This is a genomic window from Streptomyces sp. NPDC036815, assembly GCF_055609205.1.
In genome coordinates this window covers 36138-52632 of record NZ_JBVJPW010000031.1, presented here as the reverse complement: position 1 = coordinate 52632, position 16495 = coordinate 36138, and the positions used below count along the sequence as shown (strand labels likewise).

At 73.8% G+C, this 16495-nt stretch carries 16 protein-coding genes; 6 read left to right on the top strand and 10 right to left on the bottom strand.

The window, feature by feature from the left end:
- Positions 1 to 28 precede the first annotated feature (28 nt).
- From ACZ69I_RS36810 to ACZ69I_RS36795, 4 genes are all read right to left on the bottom strand, one after another.
- On the bottom strand, positions 29 to 919 hold the full coding sequence (locus ACZ69I_RS36810; protein ID WP_470836844.1) for a hypothetical protein: 891 nt from the start codon (positions 917 to 919) through the stop codon (positions 29 to 31).
- Positions 916 to 2178 (bottom strand): glycosyltransferase family 4 protein, encoded by a 1263-nt coding sequence (locus ACZ69I_RS36805; RefSeq protein WP_467680522.1) that lies wholly within the window; start codon positions 2176 to 2178, stop codon positions 916 to 918. Before ACZ69I_RS36805 ends, ACZ69I_RS36810 begins: the two co-directional genes overlap by 4 nt.
- Before the next feature lie 163 nt (positions 2179 to 2341).
- On the bottom strand, positions 2342 to 3637 hold the full coding sequence (locus ACZ69I_RS36800; protein WP_470836842.1) for an ABC transporter substrate-binding protein: 1296 nt from the start codon (positions 3635 to 3637) through the stop codon (positions 2342 to 2344).
- Complete coding sequence (locus ACZ69I_RS36795) at positions 3612 to 4193, bottom strand: MTB12 C-terminal domain-containing protein (RefSeq protein WP_470836841.1); 582 nt, start codon at positions 4191 to 4193, stop codon at positions 3612 to 3614. Before ACZ69I_RS36795 ends, ACZ69I_RS36800 begins: the two co-directional genes overlap by 26 nt.
- Before the next feature lie 147 nt (positions 4194 to 4340).
- Here ACZ69I_RS36795 and ACZ69I_RS36790 point away from each other — a divergent pair, with 147 nt between their 5' ends.
- Genes ACZ69I_RS36790 through ACZ69I_RS36780 form a run of 3 tightly spaced genes read left to right on the top strand, consistent with a single transcriptional unit; the run spans position 4341 to position 8195 of the window.
- On the top strand, positions 4341 to 4844 hold the full coding sequence (locus ACZ69I_RS36790) for a hypothetical protein (RefSeq protein ID WP_470836869.1): 504 nt from the start codon (positions 4341 to 4343) through the stop codon (positions 4842 to 4844).
- Between the two features lie 3 nt (positions 4845 to 4847).
- Complete coding sequence (locus tag ACZ69I_RS36785) at positions 4848 to 7511, top strand: ABC transporter permease subunit (protein WP_470836839.1); 2664 nt, start codon at positions 4848 to 4850, stop codon at positions 7509 to 7511.
- Positions 7512 to 8195, top strand: coding sequence for an ATP-binding cassette domain-containing protein (locus ACZ69I_RS36780; protein WP_470836838.1), 684 nt, complete (start codon positions 7512 to 7514; stop codon positions 8193 to 8195).
- Here ACZ69I_RS36780 and ACZ69I_RS36775 read toward each other — a convergent pair.
- Entirely contained in the window at positions 8161 to 8742 is a 582-nt protein-coding gene (locus ACZ69I_RS36775) for a transglycosylase family protein (protein ID WP_467680512.1), read from the bottom strand. The two genes, ACZ69I_RS36780 and ACZ69I_RS36775, sit on opposite strands and share 35 nt — an antisense overlap.
- Positions 8743 to 8828: 86 nt before the next feature.
- A complete protein-coding gene (locus ACZ69I_RS36770) occupies positions 8829 to 9446 on the bottom strand; it encodes a LysM peptidoglycan-binding domain-containing protein (protein ID WP_470836837.1) in 618 nt (205 codons plus the stop codon).
- 527 nt (positions 9447 to 9973) lie between these two features.
- On the opposite strand from ACZ69I_RS36770, the gene ACZ69I_RS36765 reads away from it, so the two are divergent.
- Together ACZ69I_RS36765 and ACZ69I_RS36760 are read left to right on the top strand one after the other, a co-directional pair.
- A complete protein-coding gene (locus ACZ69I_RS36765; RefSeq protein WP_467680508.1) occupies positions 9974 to 10756 on the top strand; it encodes a hypothetical protein in 783 nt (260 codons plus the stop codon).
- Between the two features lie 173 nt (positions 10757 to 10929).
- Complete coding sequence (locus ACZ69I_RS36760; protein ID WP_467680506.1) at positions 10930 to 11235, top strand: hypothetical protein; 306 nt, start codon at positions 10930 to 10932, stop codon at positions 11233 to 11235.
- A gap of 83 nt (positions 11236 to 11318) precedes the next feature.
- On the opposite strand, the gene der is transcribed toward ACZ69I_RS36760, so the two are convergent.
- From der to ACZ69I_RS36740, 4 genes are all read right to left on the bottom strand, one after another.
- Positions 11319 to 12797 (bottom strand): ribosome biogenesis GTPase Der, encoded by a 1479-nt coding sequence (gene der / locus ACZ69I_RS36755; RefSeq protein ID WP_389716928.1) that lies wholly within the window; start codon positions 12795 to 12797, stop codon positions 11319 to 11321.
- An 82-nt stretch (positions 12798 to 12879) separates the two neighbouring features.
- Positions 12880 to 13554, bottom strand: coding sequence for a lysophospholipid acyltransferase family protein (locus ACZ69I_RS36750; RefSeq protein WP_467680503.1), 675 nt, complete (start codon positions 13552 to 13554; stop codon positions 12880 to 12882).
- The gene (gene cmk / locus ACZ69I_RS36745; RefSeq protein ID WP_467680501.1) at positions 13512 to 14207 is read right to left on the bottom strand and encodes a (d)CMP kinase; all 696 of its coding nucleotides are present in this window, start codon (positions 14205 to 14207) and stop codon (positions 13512 to 13514) included. Before cmk ends, ACZ69I_RS36750 begins: the two co-directional genes overlap by 43 nt.
- A 133-nt stretch (positions 14208 to 14340) precedes the next feature.
- Entirely contained in the window at positions 14341 to 15426 is a 1086-nt protein-coding gene (locus ACZ69I_RS36740; RefSeq protein WP_467680499.1) for a prephenate dehydrogenase, read from the bottom strand.
- 227 nt (positions 15427 to 15653) lie between these two features.
- On the opposite strand from ACZ69I_RS36740, the gene ACZ69I_RS36735 reads away from it, so the two are divergent.
- A complete protein-coding gene (locus ACZ69I_RS36735; protein WP_470836835.1) occupies positions 15654 to 16421 on the top strand; it encodes a nucleotidyltransferase domain-containing protein in 768 nt (255 codons plus the stop codon).
- Positions 16422 to 16495 lie beyond the last annotated feature (74 nt).

Here is a 16495-nt window from a genome sequence, read left to right as displayed (position 1 = left end):
GATCGAGGACAGCCACGGTCCTCGACGGTCAGCCGCCCGCCCCGGCCCCCGCCGCGCCTTCCGTGGCGCGGATGCGCACGGCCAGGTCGTTGTCGTTGGTGTAGTACGGGCCCGCCTCGACCTTGCCGTGCTCCGCCGAGTCGACGACCACCACCGGGTACGTGAAGATCGCCTTCTTGTCCGCGACGTCGTCGAGGAGCCGGGCCAGGCGCACCCGAGGGCCGCCCTCGCCGGCCGGGAGCAGCCACAGGTCCCAGGGGCCCGTGCCACCACCGGCGAGCGGGCCGTAGGGCAGCGTGACCGTGAACTCCGGCCCGTCGACGGCGACTTCGGCCCGGTACACGCGGCTCGTCTCCTCCCGCCGGACGGCCTCCGCGTATGCCTGCGCGGAGAGCTCGGTGCCGTACACCCGGCCGCGCACGGCCATCCCGTCGGCGGAGATCTCGACCTCACCGGCCTCGGCGTGCGGCGCGCGCAGCCAGCTGCGCACCGAGAGGTTGCCCTGCTTCGTCGCGTACGGGATGCGCACCGCGACATGGCCCCGGCTGCCGCTGGGCGCGCGGTCCACCAGCGAGCGCAGGTCGTTCACGCCCGGCATGAGGCGGCGCGGCTCGCCGCCCGCGACCTGCGCGTACGCGTTCCAGCGGCCCTCGGCGAGTTCGACGCTGCTGGGCAGCGCGGCGCGCAGCCTGCCGTCCGCCGACGGGGAGAGCGGCAGGCGCACGTAGTCCTCGGCGGAGTCGGCGTCGCGGCGGCGCAGCAGCAGGTGCACCGCGTCCGTGCCGAGCTCACCGGGGTCCGTGACGTCGAAGGTCAGTCCCCCGGCGGAGTCGGCGATGCAGTCGGCGCGCGGTGCCCCGGGCGCCTCCTCCCCGTCCCCGGCGTGCGATGCCGCCTGCGAGGTGGCCAAGGCCGTCATGCGGTCGATCCCTTCGTCTGTACCCGGCCGAGATCCCGTACCGCGTACGCGCCCCCGAGCAGCGCGCCGCGGGTGCGGTGCAGGGTGCCGCGCATCCGGCCCCCCAGCGAGCCTCCGCGGGTGATCATCCCGGAGAACATCGCGTCGTAGCGCTCGGCGATGTGCTGCGGGTCGAAGCGCTCGGAGTCCTGGAGCGCCGCGCCCGCCATCCGCTGCCGGAGCGAGTCGTTGTTGATCAGTTCGAGCAGTCCGCCGGCGATGGCGTCGGCGTTGCCGGTCTCGACGAGGCGCCCGTCGACGCCGTTGTCGATGATCTCGCCGGGGCCGTGCGGGCAGTCGGTGGCGACCACCGGAAGTCCGCAGCGCATCGCCTCGACGATCGTCATGCCGAAGGACTCCAGGCTGGAGGTGACGGCGGCGATGGAGCCCTTGGCCCACTCGGGCTCGATGGGATGGGCGGGGCCCATCAGGAAGACGTGGTTGTACAGACCGAGCTCGTCGATCAGGGCGCGCAGCTTCTCCTTCTGCTTGCCGCCGCCGTAGATCCGCAGCCGCCAGTCGGGGCGCTCGCGCCGCACCTTGTCGAAGGCCCTGATCAGCAGGTCGTACCGCTTGACGGGGGCGAGCCTGCCGGCCGCGACGACCCACTTGTGGGAGCCGTCGGCCGGCTCGATGCCGGGCGCGGGCACGGGGTTCGGCACCGCCTGGACGTGCACGCCGGGCAGCCGCATCTTGCGGGTGTACGAGCGTGCGTCGGCCTCGGTCGTCGTGGTCAGGACGTCGAGGCGCGGGTACACGCTGCGCAGCTGGCGGCGCAGCTCCTTGGAGTGGCTGTCGAGCGTGAGGTGCTCCTGGCCCACCCGCAGCGGACCGCGCGCGGTCTGGCGGGCGATGTGCACGTTGATGCCGGGCCGCGTGCCGACGACGACGTCCGCGTCGAGGGAGGAGAGGTGCGCGGCGATGCGCCGGTCGGTCAGCGCGCTGTACTGCTTGTAACGGCCCTCGGCACTGGGGAACGTCCGGGCGGGACGCAGGTGCTCGGGGTCGTCGCCTTCGTACCCCGCCGTGTCCTTGCGCAGGTCGACGAGGTGGCTCAGCCGCACGCGCTGGTCAGGCGCGAAGATCGGCTCGTCGCGGTGCCGGAAGACGGAGACGACCTCGACGTCATGCTGCTGGGCCAGCGTGTTCGCCAAGTTGTACGTCGTCCGGATCGTCCCTCCGATTCCGTACGCGTTGTGAATCAGGAAAGAGATGTGCATGCGTCCCCGTATTCCGCGCTTCCATGCGGACAGTCCCCCTCGTCCGCCTACCGCAGGGTTAGACGGGGATTCCTGGCCAAGGGTTGGGTTTCCTCACCATCCTGTTCCCGAACAGATGCGTGATCGGAAGCCAGGAATGGGAACCTTTTTGCGAAGCGGCGCATCAAGGCTGGTAGGAGAGCTGGGGGACGTCAAAGCAGTTCGTGGTCATTTCGCCGCCTTGGGTGACCCAGCCGTGGTCATCTTGCCAGCGGGCCACCGACATGCACGTCCGACGCGACGTGGGTGGCTCCGAACGGCGCTCGAAGGAGACCGGCACCAGCAGGCCCCGCGCGGAGTACGACTTATTACCGTCCATGAAGCGGTCCACGCACGCGCGCGTGATGCCACCGCCGCCCCCGCTCGCGCAGGACCGCGCCGCGTCGGTGAACCACATCGCGGCGGCCCAGCCCTCCAGCTGCCACTGGGCGAGCTCCTTGCCCTTCATGGCGGCCCGGAACTCGCGCACCGCCGGGTGCCCGGTGTCCTCGTAGTTCCTGCTCGACCCGGTCGCCCAGAGGGCGTTGCGGCAGCGGGGCGCGTCCTCGTAGTCGTCACCGACGGTCGAGGTCCAGTTCTGCACGTTGGTGACCTTGGCGGTGACCTTCGCCCCGACGTCGTCCATCGCCTCGCACAACCGGGCGTTGCCGTGCGTGTCCATCGCGTCGAAGACGAGGTCGGCGCCCTGCTCCTTCAGGTCGGCCGCCGCCGCGCGGAAGTTGGGCAGCGCGAAGTCGAGCTGTTCGGTGACCACCTTGTAGCCCTCGGCCTTCAGGCCCCGGGTGACGAGCCGGGCGTACGCGGCGGACGCGGACTGGTTGTAGGAGACGACGGCGGCGGTCCGCGCTCCCTGCTCCCGCTTGAAGTAGCGGTAGACCTCGGTCCCGCCGTACAGCTTGCCGCCCCACCCCGGCCGCCCGTGCCGCGGCGCGAGGCTGCCGTAGATCCCGTACAGGTGCGGATACGTCTCGTACGCGGAGCCGATGGGCTGTCCCCCGACGTCGGGCACGCCCGCGCGGGAGACCCGCGCCGCGCCCGCGTAGTCCAGGGAGGTGGTGGCCACCAGGGCGACGACCCGCTGCTCCTCGACCAGCTTGTGCACGCAGTCGTTGTTGCCGACGCCGCTGCCGCCGTCGTCGCAGGTGAGCACCTCGACCTTGCGGCCCGCGAGGCCGCCGCGCGCGTTCAGCCGGTCGAAGTAGGCCTCGGCGCCGTCCCGCGGCCCGGTGAACGCGGCGCCGCCGACCGGGCTGGTCGCGCTGGTGATGATGCCGACCCTGACCGGCGCTCCCCCGGCGGGGGCGGGCGCCGTGCCGCGCCCCTCGAAGTCGCTCTCGGGCAGCCGGCTCCCGCAGGCCGTGCCCGCCACCAGGAGTGCGACGGCCAGGAGCGCCTCAACAGCCAGGACCGGGCGACGCATTCCCGCTCAGCTTCACCAGCGCGCAGAGGGTCTTGACGGACACCTTCCAGGTGCCGTCCTCGTCGACGGCCGTGCCGGAGGCGTCGGGCAGCGCGGTGGCCCCCTTCAGCGTCAGCGCGTACGTCACCTCCGCCTCGGTGGCCGAGCCGAACTCGACCTTGCCGACCTCCGCCGCGACCTGCTCGCCGCGCTTGTCGCCGCCGAAGCTCTCCAGGACCTTCCGCATCCCGGCGCCGTTCTCCAGGACGCTCTCCTTCTCCTCCAGGGGGACCTCGGGGTCGAAGAACTTCTCCCAGTTCGCGCGGACTTCCTTCTCCGCGGCCGCCGGATCGGCGGGCGCGGACGCGCTGGTGCCCGCCGGACTCCCCGACTTCTCCACGGACGACTTCTCCACGGACGGCTCGGGGGGCGCGGATCCGTCCCCGCCTCCGCTGTCGTCGCCGCAGGCCACGGCGGCCGGGACGATCAGCAGGACCGCGGCGGCCGCGAGGGCCGCGCCACGCGCCCCGCCCCGCCCGGGGTACGTCCCTCGCCTGCGGCTGCTCCCGAGAACCATCTGGCTCACCACCGGGTGTCGGTCCGGACCGGCACGGCCCGGAGCTTTCAGGGTCAGCTTCCAGAGGGCATAGTGCAAGCCATCGGCTGACATGGACAGCCCACCGACGTGACTGATGTGACCGACGACGTGTCCCAGGGGGCCTCGATGCGGGCGGATCGGACAGCTCGTCCCGAGGCGTGGGCGGCGTACGCGGCGCTCGCCGCCGGCGCGGTGCTCTGCGTGGCCGGCTGGTACGGCGTCTCCGGGGAGCGGTTCGCCGAACGGCAGTTGCCCTACCTGGCCTCCTGCACGGTGCCGGGCGCCGCGCTGATCGTCGCGGGCGCGGTGCTGCTCGCGCATGCCAGGAGCGCCCTGGCGGCGGCCCGCGTCGAGGAGCTGTACGGCCTCCTGGTGACGGCGGAACCCGCGGCCTCCGAAGAGCGGTCCACGGCCCCGGTGGCGACCAGCGACACACTCCTCATGGTCCCCGGCGGAACGCTCTGGCACCGCGCGGACTGCCCCCTGGTCGCCGGAAAGCCGACGGCGGCCCCCGCCGACGCCGCGGCCCCGGCGGCGGGCGCCCCGGCCCCCTGCCCGATCTGCGAACCCCCGCGCCCCCCGGAGCCGGACGGCCCGCCGAGCACCCCCGAACCGGCCCCGGAGCCCTGACCGGTGGCGTCCCTGAGCTACGACCTCACCCTGGCCGGGCTCTCGGTCGGCAGCGCCGCCGCCCTCACCGGCATCGGCCTGATCGTCACGTACCGCGCGAGCGGCGTCCTCAACTTCGCGCACGGCGCGATCGCGATGGTCTGCGCCTACGTCCTGCGCCAGCTCACCGCCGAGTGGCACTGGCCGCTCCCCCTGGCCGCGGCGTGCACGCTGCTCCTCGTCGCGCCGGGCATCGGTCTGCTCCTGGACCGCGCGGTCTTCCGCCCGCTGGCGGTGCTCGGCAGCGATCCGGCGCAGACCCTGGTCGCCTCGATCGGCGTCTTCGTCCTGCTGGTCGGCGGGGCGGCCCTCGTGTGGGGGACGGGCGCCCGCCCGGACGCACCCGTCCTCCTCTCCCCCGACCCCTGGGCGCAGTTGGGCACCGCCGTCCTCCTCGCCGCCGCGGTGGGAGCGGCGACCCGCTGGACCCGCTTCGGCGGCGAGCTGCGCGCGGTCGTCGACAACCGCGGCCTCGCCGTCCTCTCCGGCATCGACGCGGACCGGGTGGCCGCGGCGGGCTGGGCCTTCGGCTCCTGCACGGCGGGCCTCACCGGCGTCCTACTCGCTCCCTACGTACGTCTCGACCCGTACGGGATGCCGCTCCTCGTCATGGAAGTGGTGGCCGTCGCCGTGGCGGCCGGCATGCGCAGCCTGCCCGTCGCCGTGACGGTCGCGCTCGGCCTGGGCGTGGCACAGAGCCAGCTGACCCGCCTGCACCCCGGGGGCCGGTCCGAGCAGCTGCTGCAGACGGCCGGCGCGAACCTCTTCGTGATCGCCCTGCTGGTCGCGGCGTTGGTCCTGCCGGGCATCGGCACCCGCGACGCGCTGCCCCGGACGGCGACGGCCCGCATACCGACGCCGCCGGGCGCGTGGACGGTCGCGGGGGTCCTCTTCCTGCTCCCGCTCGGCTTCGCGGGCTCGGACCTGACGACCGCGATCCAGGTCCCCGCGCTCGCGGTGATCCTCCTCTCGCTCGTGGTCGTCACCGGCAGAGGCGGCCAGATCTCCCTGGGCCAGGCGGCGTACGCGGGTCTGGGCGCCCTCTTCACGGCCCTGCTCGCGGCGGGCCGCTTTCCCGGCCTTCCCGAACTGCCGTACGTCCCGGCCCTGGCGGCGGCGGTCCTCCTGGTCGCGCCGCTCGGGCTGCTCACCGGCCGGCCCGCGATCAGCCGGCACGGCCTGGCGCTGGCCCTCGCGACGTTCGCGGTCGGCGTGGGCGTCAGCCGCTTCGTCTTCACCCAGCCGTACGCGACGTCGGGCCTGACGCTCGGCCGTCCTGCGGGCTTCGCCGACGACCGCGCGTACTACGCGCTCGAACTCGTCCTGCTCGCCGGGGCGCTGCTCCTGGTCACCGCGTTGCGCCGGGGCCGTACGGGCCGGGCGCTCGCGGCGCTGCGGGACCACGAGGCGGGCGCGGCGGCCGCCGGGGTGGCGGTCCCGGCCCTCAAGCTCACCGCGTTCGTCACGGGGGCGGCGCTCGCGGCGCTGGGCGGCGGCATGCTCGCCCTGGGGCAGCGCGCGTTCGACGCCGGGGCGTACGACCCCGTGCGCGGGCTCCTCTGGTTCGCGGCGGTGGTGGTCATGGGCTCGGACAGCCTGCTCGGGGCGATGGCCGCGGCGGCCCTGCTCGTCGGCCTGGACGCGGGCACGCGCGGCGGTGTGGCGGCGGCCGTGATCGGCCTCCTCGCGGTCCTGATCGGCCGTTTTCCCGGCGGCCCGTACGAGGCGCTGGGCGCGGTCACCCGGCGGCTGCGCCGGACGCCGCGCCTGACCCCGCTCGGCGAAGGGGCCCGTCGGACCGTCCGGCCCGCGACCGCCGACCGGGTCCCGCACCGGAGGCGGGCCGCCGCCGAACCACCCCACGCACGCGAAGACGCCCCCGAGCCGACCCTCAAACGCGAAGACACCCCCGCACCCCCACAGCCCCGCCGCACCCGCCGCCCCCCGGACCGCCCCGCCCTGACCGCCCACCACCTCACCGTCACCTACGACGGTTTCACCGCCCTCGACGACGTCACCCTCAGCGTCCCGCCGGGTCGCGTCACCGCCGTGGTGGGCCCCAACGGCGCGGGCAAGAGCACCCTCTTCCACTGCCTGGCCGGCACCCTGCGCCCCGCCGCGGGCCGCGTCACCCTCGGCTCCCGCGACATCACCCGGCTCCCCGCGCACGCCCGTACCCGTACCGGAACGGCCCGCACCTTCCAGCAGCTCGCGGTGTTCCCGTCGCTGACGATCACGGAGAACGTCCGGGTGGGCGCGGAACAGACGCCGCGCGGCACCCCCGGCGCGACAGCACGGGCGCTGCGCCTCCTTGACCTCACCGACCTGCGCGCGCACCCCGCCGCCGGCCTCCCCACCGGCACCCTCCGGCGCACGGAACTGGCCAGGGCCCTCGCGGGCAACCCCCACACCCTCCTCCTGGACGAGCCGGCCGCGGGCCTGGACGCCGCCGAAGTGCGGGCCCTGGCCACCCTGTTGCGGGCCCTCGCGGCCGACGGCATGGCGCTCCTGGTGGTCGAGCACGACCTCGACCTGGTGGCGGGGCTCGCCGACACCGTGCACGTGATGGCGGCGGGCCGCATCGTCACCACGGGTCCCGCGGGCCAGGTCCTGGCCGAGGCGCGCTGAATGCACGGCATCGAGCTGCGCGACGTCCGCGTCCACTACGGCCCGCTGGAGGCCCTGCACGGCGTCACCCTCGCCGCCCCCGCCGACGCCCTCACCGTCCTCCTGGGGCGCAACGGCGCCGGCCGCACCACCGTCCTGCGCGCCCTGGCCGGTACGGTCGCCCTGTCCTCGGGCGCGGTCCTGCGCGACGGCCGGGACATCACGCGCCGGGCGGCGCACGAACGGGCCGCCGACGGGCTGTGCTTCGTACCGGACCGCCGGGCGGTGTTCGCCTCCCTCACCGTCGCGGAGAACCTCCGCCTCGCGCACCCGGCGGGCCACCCCGGCCGGGCCCTGGACGCCTACCCCGAGCTGCGCCCGCTGCTGTCCCGCCGCGCGGGCACCCTCTCGGGGGGCGAACAGCGCATGCTGGCCCTCTCCCGGGCCCTGCTGTCGGGCGCCGGGGTGGTCCTCGTGGACGAGCCGACGCAAGGCATGTCACCCGCCGTCGCGGCCCGGACGTACGCGCTCCTGGACGCCTTGACGGCCTGCGTGGTCCTGGCCGAGCAGAGACTGCCGCCCGCCCTGCGCGACGCGGGCGCGGCGCGTACGGCGGTCGTGCACGAACTGCGCCGGGGCGCGGTGGTGTTCAGCGGGGAGCCGGGAGAGCTCAGCCCTTCGCGGCCACCTTGCTCCCCGGAATGACGAGCAGGTCGCCCACGCCGAGCCGGTCGGGATGGTTTCCGAGCCTGCCCCGGTTGGCCTTGTACAGGGCCTGCCAGCCTCCCTTCACGTGGTAGCGGCGCGCGATCGAGCTCAGCGTCTCGCCCGCCCTCACCCGGTGGACGCGGCGGTCGAACCGCTCGATCCGCACCTTCTTGGAGCAGGCGGGCCAGGCGTTCCAGCCCTGCGCCTCGAGCACCTTCTCGGCGACCTTGATCTGCTCCTCCCTGGTGGCGAGATCGGCGCGCGGCGCGTACTTGAGCCCGCCGTACTCCTCCCAGGTCGGCTGGTAGAACTGCAGCCCGCCGTAGAAGCCGTTGCCGGTGTTGGTGTCCCACCGGCCGTTGCTCTCGCACTCGGCGAGGCAGTGCCACGGCCCCTTGGCCACGGAGCAGTCCTCCGCCGCGGCGGCCCCGGATTTCGGTGGCGGGGCCGCGGACGCGGCGGCCGGCGGCAGCGCCATCGCGGCCAGGGCCGCGCCGACGACCAGGGACACGGTCCGGACACGCTTGGTCAGCTTCGGATGCATCGGGTCACGCTAGGCAGCTCCGCGGCGGGCCCCTGACGTGCCGCGCCGCCGCGGAGCCGACCCCACCCGGTCGGACTATCAGCAGGTCAGACTGTGAGCCGCTGGCCCGGAACGATCACGTCCGGGTTGCCGCCGATGACCTGCTGGTTGGCCGCGTACACCCGCTGCCAGCTGGTTCCGTGCCGGGCCGCGATGCGGCTGAGGGTGTCGCCCTGCCGGACGGTGTAGGTGCCGTGCGCGGCGCGCGAGGTGCCCCGGTCGGAGCGGACGGCCTTTCCGGGCCGCTGCCCGACCGCCCCGGGCACCGGTTCGGCCGCCTTCGGCACCGGCGCCGCGGCCGACGGCGCGCCGCCGTAGGCACCCGCCCGTGCCGAGCAGGAGGGCCACGCGCCCCACCCCTGGGCGCGCTGGACCCGGGCGGCGACGGCGATCTGCTGCGCCTTCGACGCCCTGTCGGCGGTCGGCGCATAGGCCCCGCCGCCGTACGCACGCCACGTACCGGCGGAGAACTGCAGCCCGCCGTAGTAGCCGTTGCCCGTGTTGGTCTGCCAGTTTCCGCCGCTCTCGCACCGTGCGATGCGGTCCCACACTCCGCTGTCCGCCGCACCGGCCGGGCCGGTCGCGGCAAGCAGGCCCAGCGGGGCCAGGAGTGCGGCCCCTGAGATCACTGCCTTGGTGCGCGTGTTCCTGGGACGTGCGGACATGAAGATCCCTCTCGAAGGACCCGGGCTCCCCCTGGCCGTCCGAGCCCCTTCGCGCGTCCGGCGCCCGGGGTCCCGGTCGGTCCCGCGCGCCGGTGTCGGTGTCCGAGCTGGCTGATGCGACCGGCGGCGTACCCGAGCGGTGCTCGCTGCACACGGCGGTGGAATCTAGGAGCCCTCCCGTCCGCCATCAACCAAGCCCTTGTCGCGCCAGGCCAGTTGTGCGTTACCGGGGGTATCGGCAAATTCCGGACACCCACCTCATCAGCCGATATCGGCATTTACCGGGCGGGCCACTCGCCGAGGTGTGACTCAGCCCACCGCCTCAACTTCCGTGCCCCCAGCATCTGTTGGCGCGGAGTAACGGATTCCGCGGCTCCGTTGACCCTCCGCTGCGGATGGTTCGATTCCGTTCCCCTTCGCGCGTGACCTGCGCCACTGATCCACCGTTGTCTCCTTATGAGCCGGGCGCGGCCCGGCTCGCCACATCCTCCCCATGCACCCCAGATGACGATCCCGAGGAGCCACCCGTGCCGCGCATGCTCGACGTCAGCGACGACGTACGCGCCGAGATCGGCGACGAAGAAGCCGACCGGCTGCTCGCCGGAGACAACACCCCGGGCAGCTACGACTGCACGTCCTGCCGCACCCCGGGCGACGCCGAACAGGAGCGCACCAGCACGGTCCTCTTCGTCGGCGACGAGACGGCCGTACTCGCCTTCGCCCACGCCACCTGCCTGCCCTCCCAGATCGTCACGGTCTCCGAGGAGCAGCTGCAGGGCGCGGTGCGGTCGATCACCGGAGACGAGGGCGGGGTCCCGGCCGACGCCGCGTCCAACCAGGCCGTGCTCGGCGTGACCAGCGGCCTCGTCCTGATCGAGGGCGAGCTGCGCCCGGCACTGGTCGTCGAGCCGACCGGCGCCATCGCCCGCCCCGGTGCCGCGCCGGGCGGCGGGGACGACTTCCTGCCGCTCCTGATCGAGCAGGGCTTCATGCCGGTCGCCTCGCTCGACTCCGTACCGCCCCCGCTGGCGGGCTGGTCGGTGCTGCTCGCCATGGGCCAGCTGCACGCCATCCTGCAGCCCGGCACCGGCGGCGGCTCCCCCGTCGCCTGGTGGCAGGCGCACCACCCGCTCCAGGTCACCGAGGACTGGCGGACCGCGGCCAACAAGACGCAGACCGTGCTGCTCTTCGCGGCGCCCGTCGGCTCCATCGGCCGCCAGCCGCGCGAGGACATGCTGCGGGGCGCCCTGGACAAGGCGGCGACCCACGGACGGCTCGTCGCGGCCTCGATGCCGCTCGCCGGAACCTGAGCGGCCGGGTGCCGGGGGCCGCGCCCGGAGCACGGACGCGCCGGTCACACTCCTGCCGGACCGGGAAAGCGGCCCGGCCCCCGCATCCGCAGCGCGACGGTTTCGTTGGCACTGACGTGCACACATACGAGCCCTCCCGCCCCCGCCCGGCGTACCAGAGCCCCATCCCCTCCATGCGCACGGCGCAGGAGACGACGAGCAGCCACTCGGCCACACCCATCTACGACACGCTGTACTCGGAGTACCTCAGGGCCTTCAGGGCCCTGCCGGGCGACCGGTCCGGCGAGGAGGACCTGGGGTTCACCGGCTTCGGTACGGGACCGTACGGCTACCAGCACCGGGCCGACGGGCGGCACGACCAGCGCTACGGCTCCTACGGCCAGTTCCAGGTGGCCCGCTACGGCCAGCACGAGCACTACGCGACGGGCCACCACCAGTTCCCCGCCGCCCTGCCCCCGGGCCCGCGCCGCGAGCACTGAGAGCCTGAGCCCGCGCCCCCGGACAGCCGCATGCCCGGCCCCCACGACGGGGGCCGGGCATGCGTACGTGCTGTTGCTGCCTGCTACTTCTTGCGGCCGCGCTTCTCACGCACGCGCACCGACACGTGGATCGGCGTGCCCTCGAAGCCGAACTCCTCGCGCAGGCGGCGCTCCAGGAAGCGGCGGTAGCCCGCCTCGATGAAGCCCGAGGCGAAGAAGACGAACCGCGGCGGCTTGGTGCCCGCCTGCGTGCCGAAGAGGATGCGGGGCTGCTTGCCGCCGCGGACCGGGTGCGGGTGCGAGGCGACGATCTCGCCGAGGAACGCGTTCAGACGGCCGGTCGGCACGCGCGTCTCCCAGCCCTCCAGGGCCGTCTCGATCGCCGGGACGAGCTTCTCCATGTGGCGCCCGGTGGCCGCCGAGACGTTGACGCGCGGCGCCCAGGCGACCTGGGCGAGCTCGGTCTCGATCTCCCGCTCCAGGTAGTAGCGGCGCTCCTCGTCGAGGGTGTCCCACTTGTTGTACGCCACCACGATCGCGCGGCCGGCCTCGACGGCCATCGTCACGATGCGCTGGTCCTGCACCGAGATGGACTCGGAGGCGTCGATGAGGATCACCGCGACCTCCGCCTTCTCCACGGCGGCGGCGGTGCGCAGCGAGGCGTAGTAGTCGGCGCCCTGCTGGAGGTGGACGCGCTTGCGGATGCCCGCCGTGTCGACGAACTTCCAGGTGACGCCGCCCAGCTCGATGAGCTCGTCGACCGGGTCACGGGTGGTGCCCGCCAGTTCGTTGACGACCACGCGGTCCTCGTTCGCCACCTTGTTGAGCAGCGAGGACTTGCCCACGTTCGGACGGCCGATGAGCGCGATGCGGCGGGGGCCGCCGATGGCCGCGCCGAAGGTCTGCTCGGGCGCGTCGGGCAGCGCCTCGAGGACCGCGTCCAGCATGTCGCCGGTGCCGCGGCCGTGCAGCGCGGAGATGGGGTGCGGCTCGCCGAGGCCCAGGGACCACAGGGCGGTGGCGTCGGCCTCGCCGGAGGGGCCGTCGACCTTGTTGGCGCAGAGCACGACGGGCTTGCCGGCCTTGCGCAGCAGGCGCACGACGGCCTCGTCGGTGTCGGTGGCGCCGACGGTGGCGTCCACGACGAAGACCACGGCGTCCGCGGCCTCGATCGCGTACTCCGCCTGGGCGGCGACGGACGCGTCGATGCCGAGCACGTCCTGCTCCCAGCCGCCGGTGTCGACGAGCTTGAAACGGCGGCCCGACCACTCGGCCTCATAGGTGACGCGGTCGCGGGTCACCCCTGGACGGTCCTCCACGACGGCCTCGCGGCGGCCGATGATGCGGTTCACCAGGGTCGACTTGCCGACATTGGGGCGGCCGATGACGGCGAGGACGGGCAGCGGGCCGTGGCCCGCCTCCTCGATGGCGCCCTCCACGTCCTCGATGTCGAAGCCCTCTTCGGCGGCGAGCTCCATGAACTGTGCGTACTCGGCGTCGCCGAGCGCCCCGTGGTCGTGCTCGGCAAAGCCGTCGCCCTCGGGCTGGATCTGGTCGTTCATGAAGTCCGTACCTCGTCGTTCATCGTGGTGATCGGTGCGCCGGCCTCTCGTATCGGTCGGGGCACTACTTGATAAGTCTCGCTCAGCGCCCGGTCAGGCGCCTGGCGTTTTCCAGGTGGGCGGTGAGTCGCTCCTGAATGCGCACGGTCGCCTCGTCCAGCGCCTTGCGCGTACGCCGTCCGCTGCCGTCGCCCGCGTCGAACGGGTCGCCGAAGACGACGTCGACCCGGCTGCGCAGCGGAGGCAGCTGCTTTATCAACCGTCCGTTGCGCTCGGTGCTTCCCAGCACCGCCACCGGGACGATCGGGGCGCCGGAGCGCACCGCGAAGTACGCGAGCCCGGCCCGCAGCGACGCGAAGTCGCCGTCTCCCCGGGTGCCCTCGGGGAAGATCCCGAGGACGCCGCCCTGCTTCAGCACGTCCAGGGCCCCGGTGATGGCCGTCCGGTCGGTGCCCGAGCGGTCGACCTTCACCTGGCCGATGGCGTCGAGGAAGGGGCCGAGCGGGCCGACGAACGCTTCCTTCTTGATCAGGAAGTGCGTGGGCCGGGGCGCGACGCCCATGACCATGGGACCGTCGACGTTGTGCGAGTGGTTGACGGCCAGGATCACGGGCCCGGTGGCGGGCACCCGCCAGGAGCCGAGCACCCGGGGCTTCCACAGGCCGTACATGAGGCCGACGCCGATGCGGCGGCCGACCTCGGCACCCCGCTCGCTCACTTCGCGGCCCGCTTCTCCTCGACGAGGGTGACCACGCATTCGATGACCTGCTGGAGCGTGAGCTCGGTGGTGTCGACCTCGACGGCGTCGTCGGCCTTGGCCAGCGGGGACGTCTTGCGGCTGGAGTCGGCCGCGTCCCGCTTGATCAGGGCTTCCTGGGTCGCCTTGACGTCGGTGCCCTTGAGCTCGCCGGAGCGGCGGGCGGCGCGGGCCTCGGGCGAGGCGGTGAGGAAGATCTTCAGGTCGGCCTCGGGCAGCACGGTCGTACCGATGTCACGGCCCTCGACGACGATGCCCTTCTCGGCCGACGCGGCGATGGAACGCTGCAGCTCGGTGATGCGCGTGCGCACCTCGGGGACGGCGCTGACGGCGCTGACCTTGGAGGTGACGTCGCCGGTGCGGATCGGTCCCGCGACGTCCGTGCCGTCGACCGTGATGGTCGGGGCGGCCGGGTCGGTGCCGGAGACGATCTCGGGCTTGCCCGCGACGGCCGCGATGGCGGTCGGGTCGGTGAGGTCGATGCCGTTGTGCACCATCCACCAGGTGATCGCCCGGTACTGGGCCCCGGTGTCCAGGTAGCTGAGGCCGAGCTGGGCGGCGACGGCCTTCGAGGTGCTCGACTTGCCCGTGCCGGAGGGTCCGTCGATGGCGACGATCACGGCGGCCGGGGCGGCGGTTGCTGCGGAGTCCACGGGGTGCGGGCACCTTTCGCTGTACGCGGGCCAGGGAAGCGGAGCGCGATGGCGCCCCGCACAAGGTTACTGGCTCGCACAGCCTGTCCCGACAGCCCCTGCGGCGGCCGTCCCGGGACGGCCGCCGCAGGACCTACCGCCGGATCGACCAGCCCCGCTCCCGCAGCGACGCGCTGAGGACGGGCGCGGCCGACGGCTCGACCATGAGCTGCACCAGGCCCGCCTGCTGCCCGGTCGCGTGCTCGATGCGCACGTCCTCGATGTTGACGCCCGCCAGGTCCGCGTCGGCGAAGATCCGCGCCAGCTGGCCCGCCTTGTCGTCGATGAGCACCGCGACGATCTCGTACGCCGCCGGGGCCGCCCCGTGCTTGCCGGGCACCCGGGTCCGGCCCGCGTTGCCGCGCCGGAGCATGCCCTCGACCCCGGCCGCGCCCTCGGAGCGCTTCGCCTCGTCGACCGACTGCAGGGCGCGCAGCGCCGTCACGGTCTCCTCCAGGTCGGCGGCGAGCGCCGAGAGCAGGTCGGCGACGGGCCCGGGGTTGGCGGAGAGGATGTCGATCCACATCCTCGGGTCGGACCCGGCGATCCGTGTGACGTCGCGGATGCCCTGGCCGCACAGCCGTACCGCCGTCTCCTCCGCGTGCTCCAGGCGCGCCGCGACCATGCTGGAGACCAGGTGCGGCATGTGCGAGACGAGGGCGACCGCGCGGTCGTGGGCCTCGGCCTCCATGACGACGGGCACGCCGCGGCAGAGCGCGACCAGCTCCAGCGCGAGGTTGAGCACCTCGGTGTCGGTGTCCCGGGTCGGGGTCAGCACCCAGGGCCGCCCCTCGAAGAGGTCGGCGGTGGCGGCCAGCGGGCCGCTGCGCTCGCGCCCCGACATGGGGTGCGTGCCGATGTACGGGGTCAGGTCGAGGCCGAGCTCCTCCAGCTCCCGGCGTGGGCCGCCCTTGACGCTCGCCACGTCCAGGTAGCCGCGGGCGGCTCCGCGCCGCATGACGTCGGCCAGGGTGGCGGCGACGTACGAGGGCGGCACGGCGACGACACAGAGGTCGACGGGGCCCTCGGGGGCCTCGTCGGTGCCGGCGCCGAGCGCGGCGGCGGTGCGGGCCTGCGCCGGGTCGTGATCGGCGAGGTGCACGACGACGCCGCGGGAGGCGAGGGCCAGGGCGGCGGAGGTGCCGATCAGGCCGGTGCCGATGACGAGGGCGGTTCTCACTGGGCGATGTCCTTGCGGAGGGCGGCCGCGCTTCCGGGGGGGCACGGGCGTGCTCCCGGAGTGGGGCCGGTCGGTGTCGAGGTGGGCGAGGAGGCGTACGACTGCTGTACGGCAAGGGTAGTCAGCGCCCGGCATGGGAGCGCGCGGCGCCCGGCTGCCGAGACGGACGCCTCTCCCGGGCCGCCCGTGAGCACGGGCCCGGCGCCTCGGCCCGTACGCTCGCCCCCATGCACCCCCGGGACCTCGCCCTCGTACGCGACCACACGATCTACTCCTGCGTGATGGGCTCGCGCGCCTTCGGCCTCGCCACGGAGGACAGCGACACCGACCGCAGGGGCGTCTTCCTGGTGCCCACCCCGCTGTTCTGGCGGTTCGAGAAGCCTCCGACGCATCTGGACGGGCCGGCCGACGAACAGTTCGGCTGGGAGCTGGAGCGCTTCTGCGAGCTCGCCCTGCGCGCCAATCCGAACGTCCTGGAGTGCCTGCACTCGCCGCTCGTGGAGCACGTCACGGACACCGGCCGCGAGCTGCTCTCCCTGCGCGACGCGTTCCTCTCCCGCGAAGCCCACGGCACCTTCGCCCGCTACGCGCTGGGCCAGCGCAGGAAGCTGGAGGCGGACGTCCGCACGCACGGCGCCCCGCGGTGGAAGCACGCCATGCACCTGCTGCGGCTCCTCATCGCCTGCCGTGACCTGCTGCGCACCGGCGAGCTGACGATCGACGTCGGCGACCACCGCGAGCCCCTCCTCGCGGTCAAGCGCGGCGAGGTCTCCTGGACCGAGGTGGAGGGCCGGATGAACCGGCTGGCCGCCGAGGCCGAGGAGGCGGCGGCGCACAGCCCGCTCCCGGCAGGGCCGGACCGGGAGCGGATCGAGGACTTCCTGTTCCGTACGCGCCGGGCGTCAGCCCTGCGCCCCCTCGAGCCCCTGGAGCCGCACGCGGACCACGAGGTCGTTCAGGGCGTCGTACGCCGAGTGGGTACCGGGCAGCGCTGAATCGGCCTGCGCCGCGTCGAGGACGGCGTGCAGACCATCTCGGGCGCGCACCTGTACGGCTTCCCGTCCCGCGA

Excerpts from the sequence above, each read along its gene's own strand:
- ACZ69I_RS36810 (WP_470836844.1), bottom strand. The coding sequence starts at position 919 with ATGACGGCCTTGGCCACCTCGCAGGCGGCATCGCACGCCGGGGACGGG.
- ACZ69I_RS36805 (WP_467680522.1), bottom strand. The coding sequence starts at position 2,178 with ATGCACATCTCTTTCCTGATTCACAACGCGTACGGAATCGGAGGGACG.
- ACZ69I_RS36800 (WP_470836842.1), bottom strand. The coding sequence starts at position 3,637 with ATGCGTCGCCCGGTCCTGGCTGTTGAGGCGCTCCTGGCCGTCGCACTC.
- ACZ69I_RS36795 (WP_470836841.1), bottom strand. The coding sequence starts at position 4,193 with ATGGTTCTCGGGAGCAGCCGCAGGCGAGGGACGTACCCCGGGCGGGGC.
- ACZ69I_RS36790 (WP_470836869.1), top strand. The coding sequence starts at position 4,341 with ATGCGGGCGGATCGGACAGCTCGTCCCGAGGCGTGGGCGGCGTACGCG.
- ACZ69I_RS36780 (WP_470836838.1), top strand. The coding sequence starts at position 7,512 with ATGCACGGCATCGAGCTGCGCGACGTCCGCGTCCACTACGGCCCGCTG.
- ACZ69I_RS36775 (WP_467680512.1), bottom strand. The coding sequence starts at position 8,742 with ATGCATCCGAAGCTGACCAAGCGTGTCCGGACCGTGTCCCTGGTCGTC.
- ACZ69I_RS36770 (WP_470836837.1), bottom strand. The coding sequence starts at position 9,446 with ATGTCCGCACGTCCCAGGAACACGCGCACCAAGGCAGTGATCTCAGGG.
- ACZ69I_RS36760 (WP_467680506.1), top strand. The coding sequence starts at position 10,930 with ATGCGCACGGCGCAGGAGACGACGAGCAGCCACTCGGCCACACCCATC.
- der (WP_389716928.1), bottom strand. The coding sequence starts at position 12,797 with ATGAACGACCAGATCCAGCCCGAGGGCGACGGCTTTGCCGAGCACGAC.
- ACZ69I_RS36750 (WP_467680503.1), bottom strand. The coding sequence starts at position 13,554 with ATGCGTGGTCACCCTCGTCGAGGAGAAGCGGGCCGCGAAGTGAGCGAG.
- ACZ69I_RS36735 (WP_470836835.1), top strand. The coding sequence starts at position 15,654 with ATGCACCCCCGGGACCTCGCCCTCGTACGCGACCACACGATCTACTCC.